Raw genomic sequence first — 22146 nt, 5'->3', positions numbered from 1 at the left:
TTCCCTAAAGTTCTCCGATACCGGCCGAAACCCGTAATGGGATTGATGCCTGGGGCGGATGCGGCACAGCATCCGCCCCAGGTACTCATCATTCAAGCGCCTTGCCACCTCTGCGGCTGTTCCTACGCTTGTCACCGCGCATCGTCGGGGGTACGTTCCAGGTATGGACGTCACGCTTCTCGCGATCGTCGACCTGGTGGTCCTGATCGCCGCTGCCGCGTTCGGAGCCGCCTCCCTGCTCGCCTGGGCCCGGCACCGCACCGATGCCTTCCCCGTGAAGAAGATCGTCGCGCACGTCGCGCTGCAGCTGATGAGCATCGGGATCTGGATGGCCTTCGTCATCACCGGCCGAGCAGCGGTCGCATGGGCGGCGTTCGTCGTCATCACGGTCGGGCAGGTCTTCGGCGACCTGCTGATGTTCGCCTCGCATCGCGCACGCCATCCCGGCGCCCATTCCAGCTACCTCGGCATCGGCGGAGAGGTGCTGAGCTTCCGGCGCCCCCTCCCCGCGTTCCATGCGCTCGTCGGCGCGGTCGGCTGGTTCGGCATGCTCGCGATCTGCATCATCGCGACCGTGGCGAGGTGATGATGCAGACCGCACCGATGTACAGCTCGACGTTCATCCTCGAGACGACGAACCTCACGGACGAGTTCCACATCTCCGAGGTGCAGTCCGTATACGGCAACCCCGTCCTCGGCCTCGAGCATCGACCCGAGCCGGAGCACTCATGATCAGCAGGTTCAGCGGCCTCTCCGCGTTCCCGCTCACTCCGCTGCAGGACGACGAGGTCGACGAGCGCGCATTCGCGGGACTGGTCGAGCGCCTGGGTGCGGCCGAGGTGGATTCCATCACCGCCCTCGGATCGACCGGATCCTATGCCTATCTCTCTCCGGATGAGCGCGCCCGCGTCGCCCGTCTCGCCGTGAAGCACGCGGGAGGGACCCCCGTCTTCGTCTGCGTCGCGGATCTGCGCACCTCGCAGGTCCTCGCCCATGTCCGCAGCGCCGAAGCGGCAGGGGCTGCCGGGATCCTCCTGACCCCGATGACCTATCAGCCGCTCACGGCCGACGACGTGTTCGAACTCTTCCGCACCGTCACCGAGCACACGGATCTCCCGGTGATCGTCTACGACAACCCGGGTACGACGCATTTCGCCTTCACCACCGGCCTCTACGCCCGCATCGCCGAGCTGCCCCGCATCGCGTCGATCAAGATCCCCGGCGTGCCGAACGATAGCGTACGAGCCCGGGCCCGGGTGGCCGGCATCCGCGCGGTCGTACCCGAGCACGTCACGATCGGGGTCTCCGGCGATGCTTCCGCCGCCACCGGCCTGAACGCCGGCTGCGACGCCTGGTACTCCGTCATCGGAGGCACCCTTCCGGAACCTGCGCTGACGATCACCCGCGCCGCGCAACGGGGCCGGACGGCGGAGGCCGTCGCGGAATCGGAACGCCTTGCACCCCTCTGGGATCTCTTCGCCGAGTTCGGCGGCAGCCTGCGGGTGACCGCGGCGATCGCAGAGCACCTCGGCCTCGCGCCGGCGCAGTGCTTGCCCTTGCCGATCCAGGGCCTCACCGAGGCGCAGCGCGCCCGAGTCGCCGCGGCGGTGCGCGACCTCGACCTCGGCTGAACCGCCTGGCGCGACGATCTGGAGCGCTGACCGCTGCTCTGCTGCGGAAAGATGCCGGGCGCGACCGATCGCCTACCGGAACGGAGCCCGGCGGGAAGGATTCGCTCTGCCGGGCGTCATGTCACCAGCGGCAGGAGGACCTCTTCGCACGTGCTCACGAGAAAGTCGGTATCGATTGGCTTGCCGAGCACCAGGATCCGGTATGCCACCATCGCAGCGGGAATCTGCGCCAACAGCTCGATGTCCATGTCATTGCGCCGGAGCTCGCCTCGGATCCTTGCGCGTTCGAGGAGCCCGTGGATCACTCGGACTCGAGGGTCGACCAATCGTTCGTGAATCGCCGCGCCGAGTTCAGGGTTCTTCTGCAATTCGGCGCTGAGACCCACGAGAGCCTGCCACATCCGTTGGTCGTTCAGTCCGAGCTTTCGTAAAGCGTGCAGATCGTCTACCAGCGACCCTCCGTCGGGGAGGTTTCGCAGGATCTCCTCGGCGTCAACCGCGACGGCGACGGCATCGATCACCAGCTCCGCCTTCGAATCCCAGCGCCGGTAGACCGTCGCCTTCCCGGCACCCGCGCGGGCGGCAACGGCGCTCATCGTCATGCGCTCGTAGCCTCGTGCGGAGAGTTCGTCGCGAGCCGCCTGCAATATCTCCGGATCACGCGACTCATCACGCGGCCGCCCTGGGCCGCGAGGTCGGGAGGTCTGCTTCGTCATCGTGCCTCCAGGCTACTCGGGCCCATGCTTTCGATCCAAATTTACGGAACTTTTGGTTTCGGAACCAATGGTTCCGTTATGATTACCTGCATGACCTCGTCTCTCCCCATCGATGCAACATCCCCTCACCCGCGCCGCTGGTGGATTCTCGTCACTGTCGCGATCGCCCAGCTGATGGTCGTACTCGATGCAACCGTGGTGAACATCGCACTCCCCTCGGCTCAGAGCGACCTCGGCTTCTCCGACAACGACCGCCAGTGGGTCATCACGGCATACGCTCTCGCCTTCGGCGGCTTGCTGCTGCTCGGCGGCCGCCTGGCCGATGTCGTCGGCCGTCGCGCGATGTTCCTGGTCGGCCTCTTCGGCTTCGCAGCAGCGTCGGCATTGGGAGGCGCGGCGCAGACGCTCGGCTTCCTCATCGGAGCGCGAGCCCTCCAAGGGGCCTTCGCAGCCATGCTCGCACCTGCAGCGCTCTCAGTGCTGACCATGACCTTCACCATTCCCCGCGAGCGGTCGCGTGCATTTGGCGTGTACGGAGCGCTGACCGGAGCCGGTGGTGCAATCGGTCTGCTGCTCGGAGGTTTCCTCACCGAAAGCCTGAACTGGCGGTGGACGCTGTTCATCAACGTGTTCTTCGCGATTGTCGCCGCTATCGGCGGACTCATGCTGCTCCACGGCGGGCGGGCAGAGAAACGACCATCGCTCGATCTCCTGAGCACTGGCCTCGGCGGCGTCGGCCTGTTCTTGCTGGTATTCGGGTTCAGCCGCGCAGAGCCCGAGGGATGGGGTTCGCCTCGAACTTGGCTTCCGCTGGTCGGGTCTGCGATCTTGCTGACCGCGTTCGTGCTTCGCCAGCGACTAGCTGCGGCTCGCGCACTCCTGCCGTTGTCCGTCATCGCAGATCGCAACCGCGGTGCATCTTTCATCGCCATCCTCGCGAACGGTGCAGGGATGTTCGGCGCGTTCCTGTTCGGCACGTACTATTTGCAGTCGATGCTGGCGTATACGCCGCTGCAGACCGGGCTAGCCTTCTTGCCGCAGATCGTAGTGCTGGCCGTCGCCGCCCAGGTGTCCACCAACTTCCTGCTTCCGCGCTTCGGGCCGAAGATCATCGTTGCATCGGGACTCCTCATCGCAGGCATCGGAATGGTCTTGCTCGCACAACTCGACGTCGACAGCACCTACGTCGCGGGAGGGCTTCCCGGATTGCTCGTACTGGGTCTGGGTATGGGGATGGCGATGCCCGGTTCCATCCAGACGGCGACGCTCGGCGTAGAAGCCGACCATGCGGGAGTCGCTTCGGCCATCGTCTCGCCCGCTCAGCAGATCGGTTCGGCTGTGGGTATCGCGGCCCTCAATACGCTCGCGGCATCGGCGGCGGCGCACTACGTACGCGATCACGCTGCGTCGAACCCGCCTGCGCATCAAACGCTCCTGGAGGCTCAGATGTCGAGCTATACGACCGCCTTCTGGTGGTCGGCGGCCATCTTCCTCACGGTTGCCGTCACCACGGCCGTCGTCTTCCACCCTCACAACAAGGACTCCCGATATGCGGCTGAGCACGGTCTCGTTGCGAGCGGACGAGCGTGAGCGTTGCGGCAACCCCAATCGTGCGTTCTCGATCTCCGACCAGCCGGGCTCGAGGAGGGCGGTTGCGGCGTTCAGCACCGACATGGGGTCTTCGCCGGCGTCGACCATTGTCCAAGAGTCCAGGAGGAAGTGCGCGAACAGGCGCACGCGCGAATCACCTGGAGCGCCTGGAGCGCCTGGAGCGCCTGGAAGATCGTAACACCCGATGCCCGATCGCGGACGGCCGCGACCATCCCCTCGCGAACCGCATCGTCGACATCGAAGACGAGAGCCTCCTTCTGAGGGAAGTGCGCGTACACGGTAGCGAGCGATACATCAGCGCGGTCGGCGATCTGCTTGATCGTCACCGCTTCGAAGCCGTGCGCAGAGAACATCTCCCGCGCCGCATCGGCGATCGCCTGGCGCGTCGCGGCCTTCTTGCGCTCCCTGCGGCTGGTGGTGATCGCCAGACAGGTGCTGGGAATGGTCTCCCTGGCGGTGCTCGCCCTGTTCCTCGCCCAGCCCTGGTTGCTCATGGCCGGCGTGCTCATGATGGGGGGCTTCCAAGGGCTGACCCAGGCGCCGCTCGACGGACTCCTGTCGACCTCGGCAGGAGACGACGAGCAGGGGAAGGTCGCCGGAGCGCTCCAGGCCGTGAACTCCGGTGTCCAGATGCTCGCGCCGCTCCTCGCCGGTGTGCTGTACGCTGCGCTCGGCCACGCCTCCCCGTACCTGATCGGCATCGTGCTCGCTACCGCAGCGCTCGTCATGTTCTTCCGGCTGCGCCCCGCACCCGCCAGCGCACCGGAGACCGTGCGCGAAGCCCAGAACGCCTGAACGCAGGTGGTCGAGGGGCCGGCCGGGCCCAGTCACCGCCCGCTCTCCGCCCCCGAGGCCCGTGCCCTCCCCGCAGGAGGAGGCAACCGGGCAATCGGGATCAAGCGGAGCAGAATGAAAAGGCCTTGACCGTCAATCGCCGGCCAGGGCTGGAACTTCGAACAAATGGTGGACCTCCGTAGAGAGTTTGAGAACCCCTGCCCACACCTGAAAACCCTGTCCTTGCGCAGGTCACGGGGCTTCTACAACCACAACCAGCGCTCCTCCGAGCCTACCGTTTCCGACTCCAGGGGGCGAGTGGTGCGATCACTTGGGATGGCTCAAACCCTCCTTCGACCGGAGCAGGTGGACGATCTGGTGGCGCAGTACCGCGAGGGCGCAACGCTAGTGGAGCTGGCATCCGTGTTCGGAGTGAACCGCCGCACGGTCGCCACCCACCTCGCCCGTCGGGAGGTGACGATCCGCCGTGGACGGTTCGATCCTTCCCGCATCCATGAAGCAGCCGACCTCTACCTCAGCGGGTTGACGCTGGTAGAGGTCGGCATGAAGGTCGGGGCGGGGCCTCAGGCGGTCCGGCAAGCGCTCGCTTCGCACGGTGTCGTGATTCGGCCTGACGGGGGCCGTCGTTCGCGGATCACCGCGTCCTCGTCCGCCGCCGGTTGAGCCTAGGCACGAAGGACCGGCACCCGAGTGTTCGCCTCCGCGAGCGCTTCGTGGCGCTGGTGACGACGGATCGTCGCTTCGCGCAGGCGTGCGCGAGTGAGCAGAACGACGCTCACGGGTCCCATGATGATGAACTTGAGTGCGTTCCAGCATGCCCACAGGACGATGAGGTGGAGCCAGCCGGGGCCGTCGTCGGCTGCCGCGCCAGAGCAGATGCTGGCGATCAGGATGTACGGAAGCGCGACCAGCATCGCGGGTATCCCCCACTTGAGTCCGCGTCGGGTGCGGATGGCAGCGAGCAGTCGGTTGCTCGGCATGTAGCGGTGCAGATAGTCGCGGGTGCGAACGCTGAGCGTCCAGATAAGGCGGAACATGACGGGCCTCTCGTCACACGTGTTACTCCGTCGAGGAGGCAGAACGTGTGTTAGTGCCCGAGGGCCGTCCCGAAGGACCCGCAATATGAGGAGAACCTGCCTCACCACCCACTGTACGCCGGGGTCGGCGTTCACGGAACCCTTCGCCCTTCGGGTTCGGGCTCGCGGTGCACACCTCCTGTAGGAGCGAGAGGACCCGAGGATGACGAACCTGAGCCAGGCAGTCCAGGACGAGCGCACAGCACGGATGGTGCTGTCGATGATCGTCGAACCAGACGACGCCGTGACAGGCCGCCTCCTGGGCGACTTGGGGGTGCGTGAGCTGTTTCGACTCGCCGAGGGTGATGACGTGGTGCCGGGCCTCAGCACCGTTGACGCTCAGGTCTGGCGTGCCCAGTTCGAGCGCTCAGATGCTCGGACACTTGCGCAGCACATCGTCGAAGCCGAGCGCGCTGGTATCGGCACGCTGATACCCGACGACAAGGAGTGGCCATCCGCACTCGACGATCTTGGCGACCGACGGCCATACGTCCTGTGGACTCGTGGCACGACATCCTTCCTCATGCGCCCACTCGGCGATCTCGTCACGATCACCGGAGCGAGGGCCGCGACCTCCTACGGCGAGCATGTGGCCGGGCAGCTGGCCTCCGACCTCGCCAACGCTGAACGGATAGTCGTGACCGGCGGTACGTACGGCATCGAAGGAGCGGCCCACCGAGCAGCCCTTGCATCCGGTGGCGACACGATCGCGGTCATGGCGAACGGCGTTGATCGCCCCTACCCGATGGGCCACCGTGAACTGCTTGAGCGAGTGGCCGACCTCGGCCTCATGGTCAGCGAGGTTCCACCGGGCGCAGTGCCGACGCGCCACCGCTTCCTCGCGCGGGCGCGGCTGATGGCCACATTCTCCGCAGTGACCGTCGTGGTTGAGGCCGGCGTTCGCTCTGGATCAATGACCGTCGCCCGGCGCGCGCACGAACTCGGCCGCACCGTCGGAGCTGTTCCCGGTCCAGTGACCAGCGCGACGAGCGCAGGCCCACACCTCCTCCTTCAGGATGGCCTCGCGAGGCTGGTCACCGGCACCGGCGATATCGAGTCGTTGGTCGCGCACAAGAACGGTCCCGACCCAGGTCAAGCGATCGGTCGCCGAGATTCACAGCGGCAACCAACCGCGGACCGTTCTCGACCCGCCTATCGGGACACAGCCTGCTTGGCGACACCGGTGGTGTTGTAACGGAAGCGCGCCATCTCGACCGTCACGTCGTACTGGCCGGCAATTTGGTCAACGGGCGTTCGTCGACGCGCTGCACTGAGAAGCAGTGGGCGCGGGAGAAGAAGTGTGCCCCCGAAGGCCGTGGCCTCCTCCTCTTCCTCTGGTTTGCAGGTCCGGAAGGGCATCCCGTTGAGTTCACGAATCTCAGCAAGGTCGTGTTTCAGCATGATGTGCGCCAGTTCGTGCGCAATATCGCTGTTCTGCCGACCCGGAGTCCGGAGCGGGCTAACGACAACGATCCGGCGATCCTCGATCTCGAAGGTCGCGGCGGAGAAGGCGAACGCTTGCAGTCGTTCCAACTCTTCGAGCTCGCGGACGTCCACCAAGTCTGCGGCATCAACGATCGACACATTCAGGTGTTTGGCGAGATCGCGCGGATCAAGGCGATCGTGCGAGGCGAGTCCAAGTTCCTTCCGAACCCGCGCGGCCTCACGTTCGGCCTCTGCCTTGAACCCGCGACGTAGCGTCACAGCTCCCCAGCCGAAACGCGCGCGGCCAACTTGCTGTGCATCTCACCCAAGAGCGAGTTGAGCCGTTCGGGCACCCCGGGCCGGAGCATCGAAGCGGCGCGGAGGTGGCAAGCAACCACCTGGCGCTGAGCCGGCGCCTTGGCCAGGACGTCGTACATGCTGCGCAGCATCTCTGCGATCTTGGATGCAGCATCCGGTTCAAGGCGCGGATCGGAAGCAAGATGCGCGATCGCCTCATCGATTGGCGCCACCTCGCGCAACGCCGTCGGCATGAAGAACTGCCCGGGCGACAAGCCGAGCCACGCGCACAGAAGGGTGAACGAGGTCAGGTCGGGCTGAGCACCTGCCTCGATGCGAGTGAAGGTGCTAAAGCTGACGCCAGCCTCGGCAGCCGCTTGACGAAGCGACAGCTTCCCCCGACGTTCGCGGAGCATCGCACCTAGTTGTGTTAGGTCGAGTCGCTCCATGCCCGGGGCGGTGTCGGAGGTCCCTGTCATGCTGGACTCGCCGTGTTAGTCGCCTCTGTCCGTCTCCGTTCCATGAGCGCAAGCCTAGCGCGTCGTTGACTCGTTGCTGATACGACACTGCGTGTCTCAACGAGACTGATGCCGCTTTGCTGATACAGTCGTGACGTGCTCCAACCTGGAGGCACGCCATCGAGCGCGAACTACAGAGGAGGTGAGGAACATGGCAGGCAAGCGAGGACGCAGCGCGGTCACGGGCCGGTTCGTGAAGCAGTCCACGGTGAAGCGTCACCCGAAGACCACGACTAACGAGAGCACCGGCAGGGGCAGCAAGAAGAAGTAGGCACCGTGCCGCGCTCCGCACCGCACAGCAATAGCAATGTCGGTGGCAGTGGCTACGGTGATCGACCAGACGAACCAATCAGGAGAACGACTATGAGCGTGACTGACGCCTTCAAGACCTTCCAGGACGTCGTGAACGCCGACATCGCGCACGTCCGCGAAGCCCGCACTCGACGTGATCTCTTCAAGGATGCCTTCGGGGCCGAGGTCGACGTGAAGGAAGTCATCGCGTCCGGATCGCTCGCGCGAGGGACACACAAGGACCCGATCCATGACGTCGATGTGATCGTCGTCTTCGATCAGGAGGAGCATCCTGAGTGGGGAACTCCGGGAGGTTCCGCCGCGGATGCTCTCGATTACACGCGCGGGCGTGTCAACGCGCTGCTCGGGGCGACGAACGGCACCTACGACCACGCCGTCCGGGTGGCCCGGTGGCGCAACCATGCCGTCAAGTGCTTCCTGGATGACCCCGACGATCCTGACGCGTTCACGGTTGATGCCATGCCTGCGCTTCGCCGCGATGGGCGGCTCCTTATTCCGGAAGCACTCTCGGAAGACTGGGTCGCTTGCGACCCAGAGTTCCTGATCGCCGAAGTGGCGGATCGGCACGCGCAGTGGAACAAGTTCGCCGGCACTGTTCGGATGCTCAAGTGGTGGGCTGCCGAGCAAGACACCAAGATCAAGTCTCTCGTCATGGAGGTCCTCGCGCTCGACTTCCTGCCGACGGACGTCAACCAGCCCGCTGCGATCAAGCAGTTCTTCGTCAGTGCCTGCTACCACATCGAGGGTGGGAACGAAGTCGCCGATCCTGCTGGGCTCTGCGGACCGATTCAGCCTGACATCGACTATGACGAGTTCGTCGATTCCCTTCGATCCGCACGAGACAACGCCATCAGGGCCTTCCGGGCGCAGGTGAACAACGACACTGCCGCCGCGATCAAGCACTGGGGCGAGGTCTTTGGCGACGACTTCCCGAAGCCTCCCGCCTCCACTGGCAACCCGGCGCCTGCGGTCGTGCCCGCGGCGCCCCGGCCGGTGAAGGACACTCCGCAGGGATGACTCGCGCAACAGGACCGGATCACGACGCGGGCACCACGGCGCTCAGCCCCGTGCTCTGGACTGAGTGTGAACCTGCGCGACTGGCGCGCGACCAAATTGAGGTCCAGGCATTCGCGCCGTTACTCGAATTCCAGAGCCCCGCAGACGACGGCTTGCCGCACGGCGGATGGATCGGCGTCCTCCCCCGCTGGCCTTTCGAGAGGCCGAAGCCCGAAGCTCTCGATGCGCTGCTCGGGGACCAGGAACTGCGGGTGCTCGTCGCCTACTCCGCAGCGCACCCGATGGTTCCGCCGACCATCTACTCCCTCGATCCGAAGCCGTCGGTCTGGGAACAGACACAGTCCGCATGGCATGTAGCTCCAGGAGGATCACTCTGCCTGCTCCAGAGCGATGGCGGCTGGCAGCCTGAGGCCAGTCTCACCGAGCTTCTGGCGAAAGCATCGGGGTGGCGGATCGAGTACGCCCTCATGAAGGCCGGGCTCATTGATGAGATGTCGGTCAATGGCATCGTCTCTGACCCATCGCACGACCACCTGATTGACCAAGCGATTCAGCAAGCAGCTGCAACACCAGACCCGAACGATGTGGGAGACGCGGATGCCTCCCCGTAATCCCTACATCGTGATGCCCAGAGACGCGGTCACTAAGATCGCAGGCTCCGACCTTTCGCGCGGATCACTGGTGCTCCGCCGTGCTCCCGCAGACGATATGTACGTCGTCCAGGCCGTGGAAACCGGCAAAGACATCCGTCTCCCAGCCGAAGTCCCCCGCGAGTACGCCGCGCTTCGCTCGGGCGACCCCCACCATGCAGCTCAGTGGATCAGAGTGGCACCTAACGACGCTCATCTTCACCATCTTTTCTTGTCCAGACGCCCCGATGTCTCTATCGGGTTCAAGGATTTCAGGGAGCTGGTGCCAGGCGTCGCCGACCCCGGCAACAACCTTGGCGTGGTTGTCACCCACGACCCCGACCTTCCACCGGAGCTGGTAGAGGCCGGGGCTTCGGAGTTTGCGGGATGGGCTGTCCGACGCGACGGTGTGGAACCGCTCCCTATCGAGATCGAGCCAGAAGTTGTTGGCCTGGCGCAATTGGCCGGCAAGTGGCCGATCGAGCAACTCGCCACCAATAGCGTCATGGTTGTGGGCTGCGGCAGCATCGGGAGCGCCGCAGCAGAGGCCCTCGCGGGGTACGGAGTCGGACGTGTGGAACTCGTCGACCCGGACCGATTCCTCTGGCACAACATGCTCCGCCACGCTCTCGGAGCCGAAAGCGTCGGGCGATTCAAGGTAGCGGCCATGAAGGATCACCTCGCCCGACACTGGCCGCAGCAGACCGTGGTAGCTCACAGACGTGACGTGGTTGCCGAGGCCCACCATATCCGGCCCATCGTCAATAGCGTCGATCTGGTGCTCTGTGCCGCCGACGGCATTGCTCCCAGGCGCGTCGTCAGCCACCTGTCCAGGCGCGCACAGAAGGCGGCGGTTTTGGCGTGTGTGCTCGACAGTGGCTCGATCGGAGAAGTCATCAGGCTACGTCCTACGTCCCGCTTCGGATGTCTCCTCTGTCTACGGCAGCAGCTTGCAGATCAAGGGGCGATGGACGCTGAGGCCGATCAGGAGTTGGAGTACGGCACCGGACGCGTCCATCAGCCGATGACGGCTGTGCCGCCTGATCTCCGATACATCGGCACGTTCGCCGCAAAAGTAGCCGTCGCGACGCTGCTGGAATCGCTTCACGGCGACCACACCCAGCAGGTTCCCGGCGAACACGCCATCATCGGTCTCCAACCAGCAGGTGACCTGGCAGCTCCCTTCAACCTCAGCCAAGCCGGCGATGTTCGGTGGTCGTCCATCCCCAGACCCCGCACATCGTGCCCCACCTGTTCGCCAGGATGACAGGTCGAGGAAAGGTGCCCCCGGTGACGATCACCGACGTCGCGCTCAGCTCGATTGCGCGCGAAGCTTCGCGATCCACCGATGGACTCGAAACGGGCGGAATCCTGCTCGGAGTCGACGGCCGCGATGGGATTGATATCAGGCACGCTGGCGGACCTGGGCCCAACGCCACCCACGGCGAACGCAGCTTTATGCGAGACCTCGACCATGCTCGGCATCTTGCGGACTCCGCCTGGCTGGAGGACAGTAGCCAGTGGATAGGCGAATGGCATACCCACCCAACCGGAGGACTCTCCCCGAGCGAGATCGATCTCCACTCGTACATGCGCCATCTGAACGATCCCGAATTGGGATTCGACCACTTCATCGCAATCATCGCCGGGTTCGATTCATCGGCACGAGTGGTCGTTGCAACCTGGCTGATAGAACGGGACCGAATCTGGCCAGTGATACCCACGAGGCTGCCTATCGCGCCTGCTGGAAACAGCGCAGACGCCAATGACGCGGTGAGGCACGCCGCCTTCATCGCTGAAGAACACAAGGAGATGCCATGACATCCGGTTCCGCCACTCCTGACCCCGTAGACCCTGTCTTCATCTCGTACCGCCAGAACGATGGCACGGATGTTGCTGCGGAGCTCGCCTGGCTCTTCCGCGCCGCCGGCATCCCTGTCTGGCGGGACCGAGACGATCTGCCCCCAGGCGACACCGAGGCGCGACTCAAGCAAGCGATAGCGGTCGGCATCTCCGGCGGCGTTCTCGTGACGACACCAGACGTGGTGAACAGCAGAGTCGTGAAGACGCTGGAAGCACCCCAACTCCTCGACCTACATGCCGACCACGAAGTGTTTGCACTCGGCATCACCAACTCGGTGAAGACAGAAGACGGCGGAACAGATTACAACGCTCCCGACCGTCTTCTGGAACTTCGTCCCGGCACCTTGAGCGGTGTAGATCAGCAGCCCGCTGAACGCAACGGTCTGCTCGCATTGATCCGTGGTTTCGTCTGGCACCGAATCGCGTCTCTTCGCGAGCGAATCGAGGTAACCGACCAAACGTTCCATCTGAGCCTCCAGACTCGAAACACGCCACAGGTCTATGACCGGACCGGCGACGAACTGGACATCCGGCTCCGACCCTCTGTTCATGAGCGGCTTCCGAGCGTCGGCGGACTCCAAGACCTCAAGGACACCATCGGTCTCCTCCCCGATGCAGTGACCCGTTCTGGGGCACATCGCCTACGTGTCGCTGGAGGGGCTCATCTCTCCGTGGCCTTCGCAGTCGGGGCTGCCCTGCCATCGTCTCGTATCGGACACATGGACGTGATTGACCAACAGGGCGCCACTTGGGCGAGCGATGGTGAAGCGCGGTTCATCGCCCAACCACAAGTACAAGTCGCAGGAGAGGGGCGAAGTCCTTCGGCGATCACAGCCGGCCGGCCCTCCGTAGCCGTCTATGTCGATCTCCTGCCGCAACGCAGCGACACCGCCTTCGTTCGGTACATCGAAGCCCACGAACCGTTTCTCGCGGCTTGGCGTCATCTCACAAGTGCGAGCGGCACGCTACTCGACCCCTCTGATGCAGGCCTGATCGCCGCCGACGTTGCCGCGCACATTCGTGCCCTGTCGAACGACAACTCCAACGCCGAGGTGCACCTCCTGCTACGGTGCCCGTTCCCACTTGCGCTGCTCATCGGGAGGCTCACCAATACCCTGCGCGTGGTCGTCCACGAGTGGGATGACTCCGATCCCATCACTGGTGAAGATCACCGCGCAAGGTACGTGCCTACCCTTCGTGTACGTACGTCTGCAAGCGCAGGGGTGATCGAAGAGGTGCTTCTCCCGGATGCGTGTTGACTACGGCAGTCGGCGCGCTTCAGAGTGAGCGCTCGGCGCCATAGCGTCCCTGTGAATGCTGCGGTACTTCGCTCACCTCAGCGATGAAGCCACGAACTCGATCGAGGGCAGTTCGTGCTCGGGCGGCGTCGATCTTCTGCGCGGCGGACTCGGGCAGGGTGCCGAGGGGTGCGTCGTCGGTGACGCGGTAGCGGTCGCGGTATGCGGCGATCACGCGTGCGGCCTTGCGCCACGCTGTGGCTCGTCGTCGGTCGGCGGGAGGCGCTCCAAGGGCGTTCGTCCACGGTGCACTCTCGGTCAGCGCAGCTTCGAGTACGGCGTCGGCACGGGCCTCGATCAGCGCTTCTCGCTCGTCAAGGGCTGCTCGCATCTCGGCGTCGATGATGCCATGCGCCTGCGGGATGAGGCCGGCGATGAGTCGCGCTGGCTTGCGTGTCCTGCCGGAGCCTGCGGGACGCGCGGTCGCCCGCTCGACCCGGTAGCGGAGAACGGCGGCGATGTCGTCGGCGTCGCCGAATCCGCGCGCGGCCACGAGGCGCGGGAGGAGCGCATCGACATTGTGATGGTTGGCTTCGGCACGGCGGAGTTCAGCCGCGAGCGGGCCGAACGCATCGGACTCGACGGCGCTCTCGGCCTGTTCCGCGGTAAGCCCGGAGCCGCGGACGAGAGCGGCCCAACGGTCGTGCTGGGCAGCGGCGACGATGGTCTCGTACTCGGCGGCGAGCTGCGCGATGGAGCCCCACTGCTCCTGCTCGGCCACGATGGTCTCGTGCGCCGAGAGTTCGGCCGCGCTGTGCTGCAGAATGCCGTAGAGCACGCTTCGCGCAGTGGCATGCGGGTCGTCGCCGGGGTGTGGCTGCGCGTGGTCGTCGGCGCGGTCGAGAGTCACGTAGGCGTGGTTCGAGTGCCGGCCTCGGGTCATCGCGACGTAGAAGGTCTCCCTCGTCGAGGTCGGTTCGACCAGCACGTGCGCGGTGTCGGTCGTGACGCCTTGGGCGCGGTAGGCGGTGACTGCGTAGCCGAGATCGACATGCTCAGCCACATACGCAGCGGGGAGGACGATGCCGCCGCCGAACCTGCGCGCGCGCCTGCCAGCCCTGATGGTTCCGTCGTCGCGGATCGAGGTGCCGGTCCCGTAGTCGCGTGCGATGGTGATGGTCCCGTCGTCACCGACGGCGGTTACGGTCCAGATGTCGCCGTTGCGCACCCAGTCCCGCCCGGCCAGGGTGCGCAGGCTCCGGTTGTTGAGTCGCGTGATGATGGTGTCGCCGACGCCTGCGGCGGTGCCGTCGCGCAGTTCGACTTCGCGGTCGGGGTTCAGCGTCTTGTTGAGGATCAGGTCGGCGCGGGCGCGCCGGTTCAGTGCGGTCACGTCTTCATGGGTCTCGGCGATCATCACAGACACCAGTCCCGCGTCGCGGTCGGCGCGCCAGGCGTTGTAGGCGGCCTCTGTCATGGCCTCGCCGTCGCCATCTGTGATGCGCTCATGGACGAGGTAGGTGTCGATGGCTTGGGTTCGTCCCTGGCGTAGTTCGAGTGAGGCGGTCTTCTCCCAGGCGTGGGTGAAGCGGTGAACGTCGACAAGTTCGGGGGTGTCGGCTCTGTCTCTGGCGATCATCGCGAACGCGCCGCCGGCGTCTACGGATTGCAGTTGGGCGTAGTCGCCGACCAGGAGTACCTTCGCGCCCGCGTTCTGGGCGAGGTGGGTGATGCGGTCCAGGGACAGGGTGCCGGCGAGGGAGGCTTCGTCGATGATGACGAGTTGGCCCGCCTCGAAGGTGGTGCCGTGGAGGAGGTGGTTCTGCCACCACTTCGCCGTGTTCTCCGTCGCGATCCCGAGATCGTCGGCGAGGACCTGGGCTGCGACCGCTGACGGCGCCAGCCCGACGACGGACCCGGAGCCATGCTCGGCCTCCCAGGCGCGGCGGAGTGCGTTCATGGCGGTGGTCTTGCCCGCCCCGGCGGGGCCGACGAGAACATCGAGGAGGCGTCCTGATACCGCGATGCGGGTCAGGGCGTCGGCTTGGTCGTCGCCGAGCATCCGGCCGTCTGCGTCAGGACTGCGCGTGATCGTCTCAACGGTTGCGAGAGGCACTGTCGGACCGGCCAAGTTCGCCGCTCGTTCGAGGAGTCTGTCCTCGGCCGCGAGCTGGGTCTCGGAGGTGAACACGGTCGAGCTCTTCGGTCGGAACACCGAGCTGCCGTCGGGCCGGCGGAACACGACCGGAGAGGCTGCGAGTTCAGGCGGAGTCAGCCGGAGCGAGACGAGTTCGGCGGCGTCGGCGGTCATCGCGACGATGGCTTCCCGGTCTTGCATGGTGGCGAAGCGCCAGCCCATCGTCTGCCGGGATGCCTCGGCCATGAGATTCCATCGCCGCCAGGTCGAGCGCTTCTCACCGACCACCTCGACGACCGAACGCCCCAACTCGCCAATCACGTCGAGCGGCACGTCATCGGCGCGCAGCAGGAGCGGCTTGTCGTTGTCGGTGACCTCGCGTGCCCACGTCGTCGCGTCCCGGCCGAGCGTCTTCGTGGCGCGGTCCCGCCACTCGGCGGTCAGGTCAGCCAAGGATCGGACCTGCTTCTCTGGGCGGGTCGCGAGTGTGGCTTGGGCTCGCAGTTTGAGGATTGTTGCGTTCGATGGTTGGCGTCCGTGTTGAGCGACGTACTCGTCGATGAGCCGGTTCTTCTCGGCGTCGATGTGGCGGGCGCGGGTAGAGAACTCTGTGACCAGTTCTTCTGGGACTCCCGTGATCGCCCATGCTGGGTTCCGGTCACGGCCCATCTCGCGCGCTTCCCAGGAGAGGCCGAAGGTGCGCGTCATGTGGTCGGCGAACACGGCTTCGTGTAGTTCGGAGAGCGCCACGACGGCGGCGTGCATCGGTCTGCCGTCAAGCGAGCGCCACTTCCCGTCGAGGACGGTCTTGGCCTTGTTGCTGATGACGACGTGCGTGTGGAGGTGGGGGTCGCCGGCGCGGGAGTCGAAGTGATCGAATGCGGTCGCGATGAGTCCGGTGACATCGACCTGCGCAACCGCGCCATCTCCGGCGGTTGCGCCCGTGCGGGTGGCTGCAACCTCGCGTTCCATGAACGCAGCCACCTCCGCAACCGCTCGATGATGCGCCTCCGCGATCAGCGCTTGGACCCCGGCGTCTGCGACCGCCCACAACACTGACGCGGACTTCGGGATCGAGAAGGTGAAGTCGAAGCCAGCTACCGCGCGTCGTGTGCTCCGGGCAGTCTCCTCGGCAACGATCTGCGCGACGGCCTCGCCCTTGGCGCCAGGCGTCATCGTCGGTTCGAGGTCGGCGATGCGCGCCTCGATCCGCTCCGCCTGGCTCCTGTAGGTCGGGAAGGAACGACCGAGCGGCTGGTCGGTGATCGGATCATGGCCAGTCCCCATCAGTAGCTGGAGTTGGTGTTCTGATACTCGGTCGCCCAACTGAATCTCGCCCTTGCCGAGGGCCGCTACGCCCGCGCCGACCCAGCGGCCGGGCGGGGTGCCTACTTCCATGTAGTAGCGAGTGAGTGGCGTCGAGAGCGGCCTGTTGCCGTCGGCTGCCGCGACGGTCTTGAGCAGGTACTTATAGCCGTCACCTGCCGACATCACGCGCATCGAAACCGTCATGCTCACCTCCGCTCCTGCCGGGCAGGTGAGCACCCTCACCCGGTGACCTCTGCCGCGGTAATGCCCGGCTACCTCGATCTGCAAGACGCGTGTGACCTCGGATGGCGGTCAGAGCGAAGGCCGGAGATGGGGGCGTCGGGCGGTGTCGCTCGCGTGGCTCGACGAGCTGCGGGCGTGCCGGAGTTGTGCACCTGACAGTTGGCCAGCTCGGCATCAGTGCTCAACGAGGCACGGATGCCGGGGACGACCTTCACCGGAGCAGACTTTATGCACGACCTCGACATCAGCGGCGAACCACGACTCAGGATCGGGTCGCTGTTCAGCGGCTACGGCGGCCTCGACCTCGCCGTCGAGCACGTATTCAACGCCACGACCGTGTGGTTCTCCGAACTCAACGCGCCCGTCGCCCGCGTCTTCTCGCACCACTGGCCCGAAGCTCCGAATCTTGGCGACATCACGGCCATCGACTGGAGTCAGGTCGAGCCCGTGGACATCCTCATCGGCGGATTCCCGTGCCAAGACGTTTCCACGGTAGGCAAGCGCGCCGGCCTTGCTCCGGGTACGCGCTCGGGTCTCTGGGCGCACATGGCCGTAGCCATCGACGCGCTCCAGCCCGAATGGGTCGTCATCGAGAACGTCCGCGGGCTGCTGTCCTCACCCGCGACGCGGCCATCCGCAGAAGGAGATAACCATGACCGACGCAACCCAGGCGATGCATCCCCCGACGGCGCAACCCTTCGCAACGTGGAACCCGACCCGTGGCATCTGGGAGACTACGCAACTCGACCTCTTCGGGCTCTCGGCGCCGTTCTCGGCGATCTGGCCGACTTGCGGCTGGATGCAGGATGGATCGGCTTACCGGCTTCCCTTGTCGGCGCTCCTCACCAACGCTTCCGCATCTTCGCCCTCGCCCGGCGCACTGTTCCGCACCCCGCTGGCGACGGACTCATCGCGCGGTGGAGAGACTCTCGACCAGGTGCGAGCGAGACGAGGGACGATTGCGCTGTCGCACCAGATCATCGACTTCGCCCTCCACGGACCGGGTGGCTCATCGAACAGGAGAGCCGAATCGGAGACGCTGTGGTCGCTGATCGACGGACTGTTCAGCGATGGGGACGCTACGCCGACGCCATCACTCGTTGGGAACACATCACCGGGCGACCCGCGCAAGCGCCAGCCCTCCTGAACGACGCCGACGGCCCCCGCCCAGCACCGGCATTCGTCGAATGGCTCATGGGCCTGCCGACTGGATGGGTCACCGATAGCGGCGACCTGACGCAGAATCAACAGATCACCGCCCTCGGCAACGGAGTGCTACCCCTCCAGGCTGTGTCCGCGCTGTCACTGCTCGCCGCGTGAACGTGGGCTACGCGAGAGCGGCGTCCTCCGGTGCTCCCGGTGTCGTTCCCAGAGCGGCGAGCAGGCGGACCCGGACTCGCTGCTTGCGCTGCTCGAAGAACGAGGTGAAGTCGGCCAAGTCGAGCGGAAGGCCGTCGAGGTCGTCCTCGGCAAGGTACGTAGCTCGCTTGTTCTCGCTCGGGAAGGCGGTGTCCATCCACTCCGCAGGCAGTCCATCCTGCTTCTCGATGTTGGCGGCCCCACCCAGCAACTGAAGGTTCGGCAGCAGGCATGCGGCGGCCAAGTAGTCGTCGACCTTAATCGAGCGGGACGCCGGCACCGAGGAACGGGACATATTCTCCACGACGGATCTTCGAGCACTTCGCCACGCTCGCTGGTAGGGAGCTGTCAACTGACTCGCCGCTCGTGAGGACACCTGGCGCCGAATATACATCGTACAGTGTATAGTCATCGTATGCTGACTATTTCCGGTCGACTCGACGTGATGAACCGGCTCGGCCGAGCTATGGCCGACCCGACCCGCTCCCGCATTCTGCTGACCCTGCTGGCCGGGCCGAGCTACCCGGCGGTGCTGTCCCGCGAGCTGGGGTTGTCGCGCTCGAACGTGTCGAACCATCTGACATGCCTGCGCGGGTGCGGGATCGTGGTGGCCGAGCCCGAGGGCCGACAGACCCGCTACGAGGTGGCAGACCCGCACCTGGCCCGCGCGCTGACGGCGCTGGTGGATGTCACGCTTGCGGTCGACGAGAGCGTGCCGTGCATGAACCCGGACTGCGGGGTCGAGGGTTGCCAGGCGGGGGAGGTGCGGGCGTGAGCGCGGTCACAGGTTCGCAGGTCGAGCACGTCGACCTCGACGACCACGATGATGACGATGACCGGCCGTGGTATCGGAGCCCGAGCGTTCTGATCCCGATCGCCTCCGGCGTCGCGTTCGCCGCCGGCCTGGTGTGCGAGTGGACCGGCGCGGAGACCGCGGGCCTGGTGCTGTTCTGGATCGGCCTGCTGCTGGGCGCTTACACGTTCGTGCCGGGCGCGCTGCGCAAGCTGTTCACCAAGGGCAAGTTCGGCATCGGGCTGCTGATGACGATCAGCGCGACCGGCGCGGTGATCCTCGGCTACGTCGAGGAGGCCGCCGCGCTGGCATTCCTGTACTCCATTGCGGAGGCGCTGGAGGACAAGGCGATGGACCGCGCCCGCGCAGGGTTGCGGGCGCTGTTGAAGCTCGTGCCCGACACCGCACTCGTCAAGCGCGGCGACGCCACCGCCGAGGTCGAGGCGAAGGAGCTGCGCGTCGGGGATGTCCTGGTGGTCCGGCCGGGCGAACGGATCGCCACCGACGGCACCGTGCGGGCCGGGCGAAGCAGCCTGGACACGTCCGCGATCACGGGTGAATCGATCCCGGTCGAGGTCGAACCGGGCACCGACGTCTCGGCCGGGTCAATCAACACCACCGGCGTGCTCGAGGTCGAGGCCACCGCCGCCGGCACCGACAACTCGCTCACCACCATCGTGGAGCTGGTCGAGCAGGCGCAGGCCGAGAAGGGCGACCGTGCCCGCCTGGCCGACCGGATCGCCCGCCCGCTGGTGCCCGGCGTGATGATCCTCGCCGTGCTGGTCGGCGTGCTTGGGTCGCTGTTGAGCGGCGACCCTGAGCTGTGGATCACCCGCGCTCTGGTGGTGCTGGTCGCAGCCTCGCCGTGCGCGCTGGCGATCGCCGTCCCGGTCACCGTTGTTTCCGCGATCGGCGCGGCGTCGAAGTTCGGTGTGGTCGTGAAGTCCGGGGCCGCGTTCGAGCGGTTCGGCGGCATCCGCCACCTCGCCGTCGACAAGACCGGCACGCTGACCCGCAACGAGCCCACGGTGACCCGCGTCGTCACCACCGGCGCGACCGAGAATGAGGTGCTGGCGTGGGCGGCGAGCCTGGAAGGTCACAGCACGCACCCGCTGGCCGCCGCGATCACGAAGGCCGTCCCCGACGCCCCGACCGCGCACGACGTCACCGAGACCGCCGGGCGCGGCATCACCGGCACGCTCGGTAGTGCCCGTCTCGCCGTCGGTAGCCCCCGCTGGCTGGATGCCGGATCACTGGCCGACCAGGTGCGGGCGATGGAGTCCGAGGGGATGACCGTCGTCATCGTGCACCGAGGCGACCAGCCGGCCGGGGCGATCGGGGTGCGTGACGAACTGCGCCCAGAGGTTCCCGAGGTCATCGCCACGCTGAACCGCCGCGGGATCGGGGTGACGATGCTCACCGGCGACAACGCCCGCACCGCCGCAGCGCTGGCCGACCAGGCCGGCATCAGGGACGTGCGCGCCGAGCTGCGCCCCGAGGACAAGGCCACCGCCGTCGCGAAGTTGTCGAAGTCTCAGCCCACTGCCATGATCGGGGACGGCATCAACGACGCTCCCGCGCTGGCGGCCGCGCATGTGGGGATCGCTATGGGAGCCAAGGGCGCCGATGCTGCGATCGAGTCGGCCGACGTCGCGTTCACCGGCCACGACCTGCGCCTCATCCCACAGGCCCTCGCCCACGCCCGCCGCGGCCGCAACATCATCAACCAGAACGTCGTGTTGTCGATCGCGATCATCGTGGCGCTGCTGCCGCTCGCGATCACCGGAGTCCTCGGGCTCGCCGCGGTCGTGCTTGTACACGAGGTCGCTGAAGTCGTCGTCATCCTCAACGGGCTCCGCGCGGCGCGGCGCACGAAGGCATGACCGATCCCCTTGACGGCTCCGCTCCCTCCCCGGGAAAAGCGGATGCCGTGGAAGCGAGTTCTGCCGGCCCGGCGGCGGCGCGCGTCCGGCTCCGCTGGTTCCTGCTCGCGTGCGCCGTCGCCGCCGGCGCGGTGCTGATCGACCAAGGCAGCAAGGCACTCGCCCTCGCTCAGCTCAGCTCAGCGAGGATGACCGCAATCCCGCTCTTGGGAGACTGGCTCGGCTTACAGCTCGCGTTCAACCCCGGCACCGTCATGTCCTTAGGGTCCGATTCAACGTGGCTGCTCACCGTCATCGCGACCGCGGCGTCCATCGCCCTGCTCATCGCCGCCGCGCGCGCTCCATCGGCCGGGTGGGCGGTCGCGATCGGCCTGGTGTGGGGCGGCGCAGTCGGCAACCTCCTGGACCGGCTGTTCGCCCCTCCCGGATTCGGCCGCGGTCATGTCACCGACTTCCTCGCCTACGGCAACCTGTTCATCGGCAACCTTGCCGACGTCATCCTCGGTTTCGGCGTCGCCCTGGGCGTACTGCTTTACCTCCGAGGCCCAAACCACACCAGGAACGGACAATGATGGTCGCAGAGTATCAACGGCACGCGGCTGCCGGAACCGCTGGGTCGCCAGGCGGCTGTAACGCGGCGGTGGGCGCATGATCCTGTCCTCCGTCCTGCAGGCGATCGGCCTATTCATCGCCACGAACATCGATGACATCATCGTGCTCTCCTTGTTCTTCGCCCGAGGCGCGGGCCGGCGCGGGACCACCGCCCGAATCCTGGTCGGACAGTACCTCGGGTTCGCTGGCATCCTGGGCGCTTCCGTGCTGGTGACGCTCGGGGCGGGAGCGTTCCTGCCGCCGGAGGTCATCCCCTACTTCGGACTCATTCCGCTGGGGTTGGGACTTTGGGCTGCGTGGCAAGCCTGGCGCAACCGCGGTGCCGACGATGACGATGAGGCAAAGGTCGAGGGCAAGAAGGTTGGGGTGTGGACGGTGGCCGGGGTGACCTTCGCCAACGGCGGGGACAACATCGGCGTCTACGTCCCGGTCTTCCTCAGCGTGGGCCCAGCGGCCGTGGTGGCGTACTGCATCGTGTTCCTCGCCCTGGTCGCCGCCCTCGTCGGCCTGGGCAAGTTCGTCGCCACCCGCCGACCGATCGCCGAACTCCTGGAACGCTGGGAACACATCCTGTTCCCGATCGTGCTCATCGGCCTGGGCATCTTCATCCTCGTCAGTGGTGGTGCCTTCGGCCTCTGAACTCGTAGCCGACTGCGTAGATGGCAGCGTGCTGTGGTTGCTAC

24 protein-coding genes and 1 pseudogene are annotated in these 22146 nt (G+C 66.1%); 17 read left to right on the top strand and 8 right to left on the bottom strand.

The window, feature by feature from the left end:
- Positions 1–163: 163 nt before the first annotated feature.
- The 3 genes from ACFPZL_RS00260 to ACFPZL_RS00250 are packed head-to-tail and all read left to right on the top strand — an operon-like array spanning position 164 to position 1631.
- The gene (locus ACFPZL_RS00260) at positions 164–586 is read left to right on the top strand and encodes a hypothetical protein (RefSeq protein ID WP_218114187.1); all 423 of its coding nucleotides are present in this window, start codon (positions 164–166) and stop codon (positions 584–586) included.
- Positions 583–732, top strand: a complete 150-nt coding sequence (locus tag ACFPZL_RS00255) for a hypothetical protein (RefSeq protein WP_218114186.1) — start codon at positions 583–585, stop codon at positions 730–732. Before ACFPZL_RS00260 ends, ACFPZL_RS00255 begins: the two co-directional genes overlap by 4 nt.
- The gene (locus ACFPZL_RS00250; RefSeq protein WP_218114185.1) at positions 729–1631 is read left to right on the top strand and encodes a dihydrodipicolinate synthase family protein; all 903 of its coding nucleotides are present in this window, start codon (positions 729–731) and stop codon (positions 1629–1631) included. The genes ACFPZL_RS00255 and ACFPZL_RS00250 overlap by 4 nt, the downstream gene beginning before the upstream one ends.
- A 116-nt stretch (positions 1632–1747) precedes the next feature.
- Here ACFPZL_RS00250 and ACFPZL_RS00245 read toward each other — a convergent pair whose 3' ends face one another.
- A complete protein-coding gene (locus ACFPZL_RS00245; protein ID WP_382334528.1) occupies positions 1748–2152 on the bottom strand; it encodes a TetR-like C-terminal domain-containing protein in 405 nt (134 codons plus the stop codon).
- 6 nt (positions 2153–2158) lie between these two features.
- A pseudogene (locus ACFPZL_RS00240) lies at positions 2159–2347 on the bottom strand (helix-turn-helix domain-containing protein); the annotation flags it as partial.
- Between the two features lie 90 nt (positions 2348–2437).
- Here ACFPZL_RS00240 and ACFPZL_RS00235 point away from each other — a divergent pair.
- Positions 2438–3937, top strand: coding sequence for an MFS transporter (locus ACFPZL_RS00235; RefSeq protein WP_236021817.1), 1500 nt, complete (start codon positions 2438–2440; stop codon positions 3935–3937).
- 71 nt (positions 3938–4008) lie between these two features.
- Here the strand turns inward: ACFPZL_RS00235 and ACFPZL_RS00230 are convergent, their stop codons facing one another.
- Positions 4009–4284: a TetR/AcrR family transcriptional regulator gene (locus ACFPZL_RS00230; RefSeq protein WP_236021816.1), complete on the bottom strand. Its 276-nt coding sequence runs from the start codon at positions 4282–4284 to the stop codon at positions 4009–4011.
- Between ACFPZL_RS00230 and ACFPZL_RS00225 the strand changes: the two genes are divergently transcribed.
- Together ACFPZL_RS00225 and ACFPZL_RS00220 are read left to right on the top strand one after the other, a co-directional pair.
- A complete protein-coding gene (locus tag ACFPZL_RS00225; protein ID WP_236021815.1) occupies positions 4274–4753 on the top strand; it encodes an MFS transporter in 480 nt (159 codons plus the stop codon). The genes ACFPZL_RS00230 and ACFPZL_RS00225 overlap by 11 nt on opposite strands.
- Before the next feature lie 315 nt (positions 4754–5068).
- Positions 5069–5416, top strand: coding sequence for a hypothetical protein (locus ACFPZL_RS00220; RefSeq protein WP_236021813.1), 348 nt, complete (start codon positions 5069–5071; stop codon positions 5414–5416).
- Positions 5417–5418: 2 nt separating this feature from the next.
- Here the strand turns inward: ACFPZL_RS00220 and ACFPZL_RS00215 are convergent, their stop codons facing one another.
- On the bottom strand, positions 5419–5790 hold the full coding sequence (locus ACFPZL_RS00215) for a hypothetical protein (RefSeq protein ID WP_013601246.1): 372 nt from the start codon (positions 5788–5790) through the stop codon (positions 5419–5421).
- Positions 5791–5992: 202 nt separating this feature from the next.
- On the opposite strand from ACFPZL_RS00215, the gene ACFPZL_RS00210 reads away from it, so the two are divergent.
- Complete coding sequence (locus tag ACFPZL_RS00210) at positions 5993–7024, top strand: DNA-processing protein DprA (protein WP_218114181.1); 1032 nt, start codon at positions 5993–5995, stop codon at positions 7022–7024.
- Here ACFPZL_RS00210 and ACFPZL_RS00205 read toward each other — a convergent pair.
- The gene (locus ACFPZL_RS00205) at positions 6982–7533 is read right to left on the bottom strand and encodes an ImmA/IrrE family metallo-endopeptidase (protein ID WP_081459839.1); all 552 of its coding nucleotides are present in this window, start codon (positions 7531–7533) and stop codon (positions 6982–6984) included. The two genes, ACFPZL_RS00210 and ACFPZL_RS00205, sit on opposite strands and share 43 nt — an antisense overlap.
- Entirely contained in the window at positions 7530–7967 is a 438-nt protein-coding gene (locus ACFPZL_RS00200) for a helix-turn-helix domain-containing protein (protein WP_288451501.1), read from the bottom strand. The genes ACFPZL_RS00205 and ACFPZL_RS00200 overlap by 4 nt, the downstream gene beginning before the upstream one ends.
- Positions 7968–8432: 465 nt before the next feature.
- Here ACFPZL_RS00200 and ACFPZL_RS00195 point away from each other — a divergent pair, with 465 nt between their 5' ends.
- From ACFPZL_RS00195 to ACFPZL_RS00175, 5 genes are read left to right on the top strand one after another with little or no spacing between them, the layout of a single operon-like run.
- Positions 8433–9398: a nucleotidyltransferase domain-containing protein gene (locus tag ACFPZL_RS00195; RefSeq protein WP_013601250.1), complete on the top strand. Its 966-nt coding sequence runs from the start codon at positions 8433–8435 to the stop codon at positions 9396–9398.
- The gene (locus tag ACFPZL_RS00190; protein WP_013601251.1) at positions 9395–10009 is read left to right on the top strand and encodes a hypothetical protein; all 615 of its coding nucleotides are present in this window, start codon (positions 9395–9397) and stop codon (positions 10007–10009) included. The genes ACFPZL_RS00195 and ACFPZL_RS00190 overlap by 4 nt, the downstream gene beginning before the upstream one ends.
- A complete protein-coding gene (locus tag ACFPZL_RS00185) occupies positions 9981–11294 on the top strand; it encodes a HesA/MoeB/ThiF family protein (protein ID WP_328798003.1) in 1314 nt (437 codons plus the stop codon). Before ACFPZL_RS00190 ends, ACFPZL_RS00185 begins: the two co-directional genes overlap by 29 nt.
- Before the next feature lie 23 nt (positions 11295–11317).
- Positions 11318–11848, top strand: coding sequence for a Mov34/MPN/PAD-1 family protein (locus tag ACFPZL_RS00180; RefSeq protein WP_013601253.1), 531 nt, complete (start codon positions 11318–11320; stop codon positions 11846–11848).
- Positions 11845–13149, top strand: a complete 1305-nt coding sequence (locus ACFPZL_RS00175; protein ID WP_013601254.1) for an SAVED domain-containing protein — start codon at positions 11845–11847, stop codon at positions 13147–13149. Before ACFPZL_RS00180 ends, ACFPZL_RS00175 begins: the two co-directional genes overlap by 4 nt.
- A 19-nt stretch (positions 13150–13168) precedes the next feature.
- Here ACFPZL_RS00175 and mobF read toward each other — a convergent pair whose 3' ends face one another.
- A complete protein-coding gene (gene mobF / locus ACFPZL_RS00170) occupies positions 13169–16777 on the bottom strand; it encodes a MobF family relaxase (protein ID WP_218114258.1) in 3609 nt (1202 codons plus the stop codon).
- 234 nt (positions 16778–17011) lie between these two features.
- Between mobF and ACFPZL_RS00165 the strand changes: the two genes are divergently transcribed.
- Positions 17012–18136 carry a DNA cytosine methyltransferase gene (locus ACFPZL_RS00165; RefSeq protein WP_229745258.1) on the top strand — a complete coding sequence of 375 codons (1125 nt, stop codon included), beginning with the start codon at positions 17012–17014 and terminating at the stop codon, positions 18134–18136.
- Between the two features lie 7 nt (positions 18137–18143).
- Here ACFPZL_RS00165 and ACFPZL_RS00160 read toward each other — a convergent pair whose 3' ends face one another.
- The gene (locus ACFPZL_RS00160; RefSeq protein WP_146048015.1) at positions 18144–18479 is read right to left on the bottom strand and encodes a hypothetical protein; all 336 of its coding nucleotides are present in this window, start codon (positions 18477–18479) and stop codon (positions 18144–18146) included.
- A 111-nt stretch (positions 18480–18590) separates the two neighbouring features.
- Between ACFPZL_RS00160 and cmtR the strand changes: the two genes are divergently transcribed.
- The 4 genes from cmtR (at position 18591) to ACFPZL_RS00140 (ending at position 22102) form a co-directional block, all read left to right on the top strand.
- The gene (gene cmtR, locus ACFPZL_RS00155; RefSeq protein WP_218114179.1) at positions 18591–18950 is read left to right on the top strand and encodes a Cd(II)/Pb(II)-sensing metalloregulatory transcriptional regulator CmtR; all 360 of its coding nucleotides are present in this window, start codon (positions 18591–18593) and stop codon (positions 18948–18950) included.
- Positions 18947–20851 (top strand): heavy metal translocating P-type ATPase, encoded by a 1905-nt coding sequence (locus tag ACFPZL_RS00150; protein ID WP_236021812.1) that lies wholly within the window; start codon positions 18947–18949, stop codon positions 20849–20851. The genes cmtR and ACFPZL_RS00150 overlap by 4 nt, the downstream gene beginning before the upstream one ends.
- 47 nt (positions 20852–20898) lie before the next feature.
- Positions 20899–21423, top strand: coding sequence for a signal peptidase II (locus ACFPZL_RS00145; RefSeq protein WP_236021811.1), 525 nt, complete (start codon positions 20899–20901; stop codon positions 21421–21423).
- 76 nt (positions 21424–21499) lie between these two features.
- Positions 21500–22102, top strand: a complete 603-nt coding sequence (locus tag ACFPZL_RS00140; RefSeq protein WP_100810821.1) for a cadmium resistance transporter — start codon at positions 21500–21502, stop codon at positions 22100–22102.
- Positions 22103–22146 lie beyond the last annotated feature (44 nt).

Origin of the sequence: Leucobacter soli (assembly GCF_042659205.1) — a bacterium.
In the GTDB taxonomy this organism is placed as follows: Bacteria; Actinomycetota; Actinomycetes; order Actinomycetales; family Microbacteriaceae; genus Leucobacter; species Leucobacter soli.
Note: the sequence above shows the minus strand (reverse complement) of the source record. Positions and strands in the feature narration are given on the sequence as shown.

What these genes read in the sequence shown, in the direction of transcription:
- ACFPZL_RS00185 (WP_328798003.1), top strand. Translation starts at nt 9,981, where the DNA reads ATGTGGGAGACGCGGATGCCTCCCCGTAATCCCTACATCGTGATGCCC.
- ACFPZL_RS00235 (WP_236021817.1), top strand. Translation starts at nt 2,438, where the DNA reads ATGACCTCGTCTCTCCCCATCGATGCAACATCCCCTCACCCGCGCCGC.
- ACFPZL_RS00250 (WP_218114185.1), top strand. Translation starts at nt 729, where the DNA reads ATGATCAGCAGGTTCAGCGGCCTCTCCGCGTTCCCGCTCACTCCGCTG.
- ACFPZL_RS00260 (WP_218114187.1), top strand. Translation starts at nt 164, where the DNA reads ATGGACGTCACGCTTCTCGCGATCGTCGACCTGGTGGTCCTGATCGCC.
- ACFPZL_RS00165 (WP_229745258.1), top strand. Translation starts at nt 17,012, where the DNA reads ATGCCGGGGACGACCTTCACCGGAGCAGACTTTATGCACGACCTCGAC.
- ACFPZL_RS00190 (WP_013601251.1), top strand. Translation starts at nt 9,395, where the DNA reads ATGACTCGCGCAACAGGACCGGATCACGACGCGGGCACCACGGCGCTC.
- mobF (WP_218114258.1), bottom strand. Translation starts at nt 16,777, where the DNA reads ATGACGGTTTCGATGCGCGTGATGTCGGCAGGTGACGGCTATAAGTAC.
- ACFPZL_RS00140 (WP_100810821.1), top strand. Translation starts at nt 21,500, where the DNA reads ATGATCCTGTCCTCCGTCCTGCAGGCGATCGGCCTATTCATCGCCACG.
- ACFPZL_RS00210 (WP_218114181.1), top strand. Translation starts at nt 5,993, where the DNA reads ATGACGAACCTGAGCCAGGCAGTCCAGGACGAGCGCACAGCACGGATG.
- ACFPZL_RS00175 (WP_013601254.1), top strand. Translation starts at nt 11,845, where the DNA reads ATGACATCCGGTTCCGCCACTCCTGACCCCGTAGACCCTGTCTTCATC.
- ACFPZL_RS00220 (WP_236021813.1), top strand. Translation starts at nt 5,069, where the DNA reads ATGGCTCAAACCCTCCTTCGACCGGAGCAGGTGGACGATCTGGTGGCG.
- ACFPZL_RS00200 (WP_288451501.1), bottom strand. Translation starts at nt 7,967, where the DNA reads ATGCTCCGCGAACGTCGGGGGAAGCTGTCGCTTCGTCAAGCGGCTGCC.
- ACFPZL_RS00195 (WP_013601250.1), top strand. Translation starts at nt 8,433, where the DNA reads ATGAGCGTGACTGACGCCTTCAAGACCTTCCAGGACGTCGTGAACGCC.
- cmtR (WP_218114179.1), top strand. Translation starts at nt 18,591, where the DNA reads ATGCTGACTATTTCCGGTCGACTCGACGTGATGAACCGGCTCGGCCGA.
- ACFPZL_RS00215 (WP_013601246.1), bottom strand. Translation starts at nt 5,790, where the DNA reads ATGTTCCGCCTTATCTGGACGCTCAGCGTTCGCACCCGCGACTATCTG.